Below are 8,248 nucleotides of genomic sequence, written 5' to 3'. Positions count from 1 at the left end.
GACTTATATGTTACAATTATGTAACAATACTGTAATAATTGAAATAGATTTAATGGATTTTTTGAAAAAAGATTCGGAAGTAACGCTATTTTACATATTATGTATTTTTAATAGGTATAAAGTATTAGCTGATGCTAATTCAATTAATGAGGATTCAATAAAGAAGAAGTAAAGATAAAAAAGCCAATACATACAAGAGTTTATACAAATCTTGTCTTTATTGGCTTTTTTTCTGTACAAATGCGAATTTGTTTGCGTTTTTCCAAAATTCATTCTTTATACTGGTGTAACTTGTTGAAAAACTGGATTAGAAATTCATAGAAATTTTTTTCGGATGGTGCTAATTCTCGATGTTTGGGAACAATGACACCAACTGTACGCATGGCTTTTGGTGTATCAATCGCCACTTTTACCGTGAATCGGGGAATCGAGTCATAGAAAGTACTCTCGGGTAATAGGCTAACGCCGATTCCTGCGGAAACAAGTCCTTTTAAAGCATCCATATCCTCTCCCTCGGACGTAATATGGGGTTCAAAACCAGCCTCATGACAGGCATCAACAGCAATCTTTCGAAGGACATACCCATTTGGGAATAAGACGAATGGATCTAACCTCAAGTCACTTAAAGTCAAACTCTCTCTCTTAGCCAAGGAATGGTTATTAGGAAGCAAGGCAACAATATCTTCCGTAAATAAAATCTTTGCCTCCAGCCCCGGATCTTTCATGGGGACTGGGCCGAGAAATGCGATATCGATTTCACCGTTTTTAACCGCATCGATTAAGTAGGTATAGGAGCCTTGCCGTAAATGGAAGTTAACGTTTGGCACATCTTGCTTATAAGCCGAAATAACATTTGGAAGCCAATATCTGGCGAGACTTGTCGGATAACCAATTTTAATGGTTCCTGCTTGAGGATCAAGATATTCGTCTATTTTTTCCTTTGCCTCTTCAATCTTTTTTAAGGCACTTTTTATATCGTGTAAAAAAATATTTCCAATCTGAGTTACCTTAATGTTTCTACCGACCCGTTCTAAAAGGTTAACTCCCAGCTCCTCTTCCAGCTTTGTAATTTGATAGCTAACGGCTGATTGTGCAACGTTTAGATTTTCAGCTGCCTCCGTAACATGCTGACGTTCCGCAACTTCGATAAAATAACGTAATTGACGAAGCTCCACTGTGATTTCTCCTTTATTTATATAAGTATTAGAATAGTCTAATATAAATTATATATTGTTTGTATTAATAAGAAAATCAAAAATAGTTAAAAAATATTTCGATAATAATCCAGGGCGAGATTAGATTGACATATCGTCAATGACCTAAAACAAAGATGAAATAACCACTAACTTCCATAGGGGTTTTGTTGATTTTTCTACGTGTATTGGTGCTAAAGGAAATTTGTTATTGAGTTTATATATTATTAGCATTATAATAACAGTATAAAAGCTCATGGATGGTAAGTAATGCCAAATTGCTTACTTCTATGTCTTTTTATAGATACTTTTATTGGTGAGATGGATAACTAGTAGGTTAAACTGCTAAGATATTAGCCCGCCATAAAATAGTTTGTGTAAAGTCATACACACACTATTTTATGGCGGGCTTTTTATTTTGGAAAAAGGGAGAGTTAACATTGTCTGAAATAGTGAGAGTGAAGATTAATGGAGAAGAACATGAGGTAGAAAAGGGCATTCGTATTCTCGATTATCTTTTGCAACAAGGAATAGAGCACCCGCATATCTGTTATTCAGAGGTATTAGGGCCAATCCAAACATGTGATACTTGTATGTGTGAGATTGATGGGAAAATTATGAGGGCCTGTTCCACGGAAATGGAGGAAGGAATGAATATTTTGACTTCCTCTGACAGGGCAAAAAATGCACAAACAGAAGCAATGGATCGTATTTTGGAGAATCACTTACTTTATTGTACGGTTTGCGACAATAATAACGGAAATTGCCGTGTTCATAATACAGCGGAGTTATTAGAAATTGAACATCAAACTCGTCCATTTAGGGAAAAGGGATATGAAGTAGATATGTCACATCCTTTTTACCGCTACGATCCTAACCAATGTATTCTTTGCGGGCGTTGTGTAGAAGTGTGCCAAGATCTACAGGTTAATGAAACGCTAACGATTGATTGGGAACGAAAAATGCCACGTGTCTTGTGGGATAATGGTAAATCCATCAATGAATCTTCCTGTGTATCTTGCGGACAGTGTGCAACCGTTTGTCCATGTAATGCACTAATGGAAAAATCGATGCTGGGCGAAGCTGGATTTATGACAGCCATTCCGAAAGATTTGTTAAACCCTATGGTTGATCTTATTAAAGAAGTTGAACCGGACTATAAGACCATTTTTGCCTTATCAGAAGTAGAAGCAGCGATGCGGGAGAACCGTACGAAGAAAACCAAAACCGTTTGTACGTTTTGTGGAGTAGGATGTTCATTTGAAGTATGGACAAAGGGACGTGAAATCTTAAAAATTGAACCAACTGAAAATGGACCTGTAAACAGCATTTCTACCTGTGTTAAAGGAAAGTTTGGATGGGATTTTGTTAATAGTGAGCAGCGTCTTACTACCCCTTTAATTCGAAAAGGGGATGAGTTTGTCCCTGCAACTTGGGATGAAGCCTTGACATTGATTGCAGAAAAAATGGGTATGATTAAACAAACCTATGGAGGGCGTGCAATCGGATGTGTAAGTTCTTCCAAAACAACAAACGAAGACTCCTATCTTATGCAAAAATTAGCTCGACAAGTATTTGAATCAAATAATATTGACAACTGTTCACGATACTGTCAGTCTCCTGCCACAGATGGATTGCTAGCAACCGTTGGATACGGAGGTGACTCCGGTACCATTAAAGATATAGCAAGCAGCGGTCTTGTCATCATTATTGGTGCGAACCCAACTGAAGGTCACCCAGTGCTAGCGACTCGGGTTAAGCGCGCAAAGAAATTATTCGGCCAAAAATTGATTGTTTCCGATCTTCGAAAACATGAAATGGCTGAGCGTTCGGATCTGTTTTTACATCCAAAACAGGGAACGGATTATGTTTGGATAACGGCTATTGCCAAATATATCATCGATCAAGGCTGGCATGATGAAAAATTTATTGAAAAACGTGTAAATCAATATAGTGAATACCTTAAACTTCTTGAAAAATACACACTTGAATATGCAGAGGAAGTAACGGGACTTTCAAAAGAACAGCTTATCGAAACAGCCAGAATGATGCACGAAGCAGATGGAACATCTATTTTATGGGGAATGGGTGTCACTCAAAATGTTGCAGGATCCCATACATCAGCGGCTATCGCAAATCTTCTCCTAGTAACAGGAAACTTTGGCCGTCCTGGTTCAGGGGCATATCCTCTTCGCGGCCATAACAATGTGCAAGGCTCCTGTGACATGGGGACCCTTCCACAATGGCTTCCAGGGAACCAGCGTCTATCAGAAGCCAAGGCGCGAGAAAAGTTTGAAAAGAAATATGGAGTCAAAATTTCCGATAAACCAGGTTTAACAAATATTGAAATGTTAGAGGCGGTGGAGAAGGGCGAATTAAAAGCCATGTATCTAATGGGAGAAGATATGGCATGGGTCGATTCAAACTCAAACCATGTGCATGATACCCTTAGTAAACTGGAATTTTTTGTCGTACAGGATGTTTTTCTAACGAAAACAGCTCAATTTGCAGATGTTGTCTTACCGGCGGCTCCCTCACTTGAGAAGGATGGAACATTTACCAATACAGAGCGGCGCATTCAACGGCTGTATCGTGCCCTTGATCCATTAGGTGAATCGAAACCAGATTGGTGGATTATTCAACAAATCGCGAAATATATGGGGATTAATTGGAACTATGAACACCCAAGCGAAATTATGGATGAGATTTCTTGCTTGTCTCCGACTTTTGCAGGTGTATCGTATGAACGCCTTGAGGGATGGAACAGTTTAATATGGCCAGTACAAAAAGATGGTACGGATGAACCGCTTCTATATACGGAACGTTTTAACTTTCCAGATGGAAAAGCTCGTTTTTCTCTTGAAGAATATATTCCGCCAATTGAGTTTTCACAAGAATTCGACCTTACCTTGAATAATGGCCGGCTTTTAGAACATTTTCATGAGGGAAATATGACGAATAAATCGAAAGGGATTCAATATAAGTTACCTGAAGTATTCGTAGAAGTTTCGCCGGAACTTTCCTGGGAACGCGGTATTAAAGACGGCTCACTTGTCCGACTTGTGTCACCTTATGGTGCGATTAAGCTTCGAACGATCGTAACAGATCGGGTACATGGTAAAGAACTCTATGTTCCTATGCATTCTGTCAGTCATGAAAATGCTATCAATCTATTAACTGGAAGCGTTGGTGATGTTCGGACGCAAACACCAGCCTATAAGCAGACAAAAGTAAAAATGGAATTAATAAATGTAAAAGGTCGTACACCGCTTCCGTTGTACAATCCTCGGTATGCAGAGAGAAATCCACAACTAGGTGTACAAGTGGAACGAAAATGGGCACGTAAAGATTATGAGCCGATTGCAGACTTGAATGATCTATCAGGGGGGACGAAATAATGGCGAAACCAATTACCAAGATAAAAGAAGCTAATTTTTCGGAAGAGGAAAAACAGGCTGATAGACTTGAAAGTGTTATACAAGATTTAGCAGAAAACGCAGATGGAATTAAAGAAACGATTAAGCTTCTTCAAGAGCTTCACGAAAGTGGTGTTCTTGAAGCTCTAAATAGTCTTATTGAGGCGAAAGAAAAAGTTGCAAAAATTGCGGTAGGACAATTGTTGCGTCCTCCTGTTACAAATGCGATTAACAATGGGATGGCTGCAGCTGGAGCACTGACAGAACTCAATCCCGAAATGACAAAGAAGATAATGAACGGAATGACGAGTGGAATTAAGAAAGCAGAGAAGGAACTTCAAAAAAATAAAAAAATTGGTGTTTTTAAATTAATAAAACTCATGAGAGACACTGATATTAACCGTGCTTTGACATTTTCTTTATATTTACTGCAAGGAATTGGGGCAAGATTAAAAGAGCAGACGCAAGGGAATAAGTAATTTGAAATTTAAGATTTTGTTAAAGTGATATGATTCATTTATTGCTAGTTTTTTGTTCACTGAATTCGAGAATAAGGACTTAGTTTTCATATTTATTCTATATGAATTTATAAATTGCTTTGAGAATTGTCCAGCGCAAGCAGCTGTTGGGGCTGACCAAGGCGCTTGCGCTTTTCTTATAAGGAGGAAAAGATCAATTGACTTGGTCGGTTTTACACATAATCGGAATTATTGCTTATGCAGCCAGTGGGGCATATGTCGCAATGCAGGTCAAATATTCTTTTATTGGAATCTTTGTCCTTGGGCTTACAACGTCATTTGGCGGAGCAGTGATTAGAAACGTAGTTCTTGATGTCCCTATTTCTGATATCTGGGATCGTCAATCCTTACTGATTGTACTTATAACGCTGACTACAATCGTATTTGTTGAGAGGAAATGGGTTAATCATTGGAAACGGTGGGGGTATTTCTTTGACTCTATTGGTCTTGCTTCCTTTGCGATACAAGGGGGGATATTGGCAAATAGTCTGCAACATGATCTGGGCATTATTGTCATTGCTTCTATGTTTACTGGTGTTGGCGGCGGAATGATACGAGATTTGTTAGCGGGCAGACCTCCCCTTGCTTTAAAGGAAGAAATTCATGCAATCCTTACATTTTTGTGCGCTATTTGTATTTGGTCTGGGTGGAGCAGCCCTATTGAATTGACGACCCTCGTTGTTTTCGTTGTATTTATTCGTATGTTATCGATTCATAATAATTGGAGACTTGAACTTCCTTGCAATCGGTCTGAAAAACAATAATAATTCTGTATGAATGACGTATTCGTAAATGGTTAACGAAAACCTTGGTGAAAATAAAAAACATGATGACATGAGGAGAATATAATGACAAAGAATTTGGAGCATAACTTTAGTATGTTGATTCGCGAAATACGAAAAGAATATATTGGGAATGGGCCAAGAGAAATTACTACTCGTATTACAGGTCCTTGGGTAATTTGTGAGATGAAAGGTAATTTAACAAATGTTGAAAAGTTTATGATCAGGTCAAAAGAGGGACAGCTGATGGTTCATGAGGCACGAACCGAATTAGTGAAAAATATCTATAAGGATCCTACCCTGGTGAATAAAATTGAGGAAATGATGAATGCAAAGATTGTGAGTATCTTTACAGATATCAATATTGAAATTGATACTGCAATGACGGTTTTTGTTTTTGATGAATCTATTATGGGCAAGGAATGAGACCCAGTGTTGAAACCAATAGTGAAAAAACGAGAAATTCTAAGATGCACAAATGGGTATACGGAAACAACTGAAGATATTATTGTGACAGAGTTCCCTGTTACAGTAAAAATCAATGGAAAAGAACTTGTAACAATGGTCTGTACACCGGAGTATATGGAAGATATGGTAATAGGTTATTTGGCTTCTGAAGGGATAATAAGGTGTTATGAAGATATAAAAGAGATATGGGTTCAAGAGAAAGAAGGTTATGTACATGTAGAAACTGATAAACTAAATCCTTATTATCAAAATTTCCAAAATAAACGCTATATTACTTCATGCTGTGGAACGAGCAGACAAGGCTTTGTCTTTGTAAACGATGCATTAATGGCTAAAAAAATGAACAAAATTCGAGTGACTCTTTCTACAAATCAATGCTTTCGTTTAATGAAAGATTTGCAAAATTCCGCCACTACATTTCAAGATACAGGAGGAGTTCATAACGCAGCTCTTTGCAATGGAGATGGTTTAATTTTAAGTCGAATGGATATAGGACGGCATAATGCTTTGGATAAAATTTACGGATATTGCTTAAGAAATAAAATTACAATTGGAGAAAAAATTATTGTTTTTAGCGGACGTATCTCTTCAGAGATTTTATTAAAAGTATCAAAAATTGGATGTGAGGTAGTTCTTTCAAAATCAGCTCCAACGGAATTGGCTTTACAATTGGCGGAAGAACTCAGAATCACCACGGTAGGATTTATCCGCAATCAATCCTTGAATATTTATACTTGTCCAGAAAGAATTAAAATTAGTAGTCTTGTATAATAGAAACTTTTTTCTCTTAATCACTTTAAGTAATTTTAAAAAAGCCGAAAATATACAAGTTTAAAAACCACCTGTATTATTTTCGGCTTTTTTTCATTCACTAAATTATTGCTGCAACCAGCATTTTTTAATTGCCAATACAAATAGCATTATTAAGCAGATTGCTTTTTGTTTCTCCTTGTTCGTTCTTCTTTTTTATTTGTTTTCGATTTATTTCCTTTAGTTTTTTTTGATCTAGACACTCTAAAGAATAGTATCAACCCCGCATTAAACATTAGAGTCCAAACAAGGGCAAATTTATTACCACTAAAATAGATTCCTAAAATAGGTATTAACAAAAGCACGAAGCCTTTCATATAATAATTTACTTTAGGATTAATGGCCATTAAAACTGATATTACAACAAGTACCGAACTTACTAGATTATTCCCTAAAAAGGAATGATTCGTGTAATTTACGTAGAAGTAATACCCAAGCGATCCTAAAAGTGCAAATAAAGAAAGATAAAATCTTATATACTTCTTTTTATAAAACAGAAACCAGACGGCAATAAAATTAATAGCTACACTCATTCCAATTACATATAGGGTATGATACAACGTACTGAAAGGAACTTTCATAAAGTTCAAAAGAAATTTGAAGTTGAAAAAAACAACTGCTACTACCAAAATCTTAAATACTAGTTTTACCCATGGCATTTCCACTTTCATATTCTTTTTTGATAATCTAGATCTGGAATTCGATCTAGAGGGGGAGGTTACTGCTGTTTCGCCTCCTTCAAATGCTTTTCTCTTATTTTCACCCATAAACCATTGTTTATGTTCACTTTCATCAATTTTCCTCTTAGCTTCTAGCCTAGTAGGGTAATCTCTTTCTTTATATTCTTCATCATTAATTTTTTCTTTTCGTTGGTTTGACTCTGAATGAAAATCCAATTCATATTCACCTCAAGTATTTTTTAATCATTATATCTTATCTCGATAGAAGTAGTGATTTCTATGCTCTTTTTTAATACAACTTTAACTAAATTAAATTATATTATATTTTTTTTTTTTATCATGCAGTAATGCATTATAATCATGTTATCAAGTGATTTAGTA

The 8,248-nt window shown here is 36.5% G+C and carries 7 protein-coding genes; 5 read left to right on the top strand and 2 right to left on the bottom strand.

Annotated features, from left to right (window positions below):
* Positions 1 to 269: 269 nt before the first annotated feature.
* On the bottom strand, positions 270 to 1,175 hold the full coding sequence (gltC, locus tag BIV60_RS22730) for a glutamate biosynthesis transcriptional regulator GltC (protein WP_071358005.1): 906 nt from the start codon (positions 1,173 to 1,175) through the stop codon (positions 270 to 272).
* 419 nt (positions 1,176 to 1,594) lie between these two features.
* Between gltC and fdhF the strand changes: the two genes are divergently transcribed.
* The 5 genes from fdhF to fdhD all read left to right on the top strand — a co-directional run bounded on the left by fdhF (position 1,595) and on the right by fdhD (position 7,148).
* Complete coding sequence (gene fdhF, locus BIV60_RS22725; protein WP_071358004.1) at positions 1,595 to 4,591, top strand: formate dehydrogenase subunit alpha; 2,997 nt, start codon at positions 1,595 to 1,597, stop codon at positions 4,589 to 4,591.
* Positions 4,591 to 5,088 carry a helical membrane plugin domain-containing protein gene (locus tag BIV60_RS22720; protein WP_071358003.1) on the top strand — a complete coding sequence of 166 codons (498 nt, stop codon included), beginning with the start codon at positions 4,591 to 4,593 and terminating at the stop codon, positions 5,086 to 5,088. The genes fdhF and BIV60_RS22720 overlap by 1 nt, the downstream gene beginning before the upstream one ends.
* A gap of 197 nt (positions 5,089 to 5,285) precedes the next feature.
* On the top strand, positions 5,286 to 5,891 hold the full coding sequence (locus tag BIV60_RS22715; protein ID WP_071358002.1) for a trimeric intracellular cation channel family protein: 606 nt from the start codon (positions 5,286 to 5,288) through the stop codon (positions 5,889 to 5,891).
* 84 nt (positions 5,892 to 5,975) lie between these two features.
* Entirely contained in the window at positions 5,976 to 6,335 is a 360-nt protein-coding gene (locus tag BIV60_RS22710; protein WP_071358001.1) for a Na-translocating system protein MpsC family protein, read from the top strand.
* A 9-nt stretch (positions 6,336 to 6,344) separates the two neighbouring features.
* Positions 6,345 to 7,148: a formate dehydrogenase accessory sulfurtransferase FdhD gene (fdhD, locus tag BIV60_RS22705; RefSeq protein WP_071358006.1), complete on the top strand. Its 804-nt coding sequence runs from the start codon at positions 6,345 to 6,347 to the stop codon at positions 7,146 to 7,148.
* 152 nt (positions 7,149 to 7,300) lie between these two features.
* On the opposite strand, the gene BIV60_RS22700 is transcribed toward fdhD, so the two are convergent.
* Entirely contained in the window at positions 7,301 to 8,083 is a 783-nt protein-coding gene (locus BIV60_RS22700; protein WP_071358000.1) for a hypothetical protein, read from the bottom strand.
* Between the last annotated feature and the right edge of the window lie 165 nt (positions 8,084 to 8,248).

This window comes from Bacillus sp. MUM 116 (assembly GCF_001866655.1).
GTDB lineage: Bacteria > Bacillota > Bacilli > Bacillales > Cytobacillaceae > Neobacillus.
The sequence above is the reverse complement of the archived record's forward strand: the minus strand, read 5'-3'. Positions and strand labels throughout refer to the sequence as shown.

Coding starts and splice junctions, on each gene's coding strand:
- fdhF (WP_071358004.1), top strand. CDS start 1,595: ATGGCGGGCTTTTTATTTTGGAAAAAGGGAGAGTTAACATTGTCTGAA.
- BIV60_RS22720 (WP_071358003.1), top strand. CDS start 4,591: ATGGCGAAACCAATTACCAAGATAAAAGAAGCTAATTTTTCGGAAGAG.
- BIV60_RS22710 (WP_071358001.1), top strand. CDS start 5,976: ATGACAAAGAATTTGGAGCATAACTTTAGTATGTTGATTCGCGAAATA.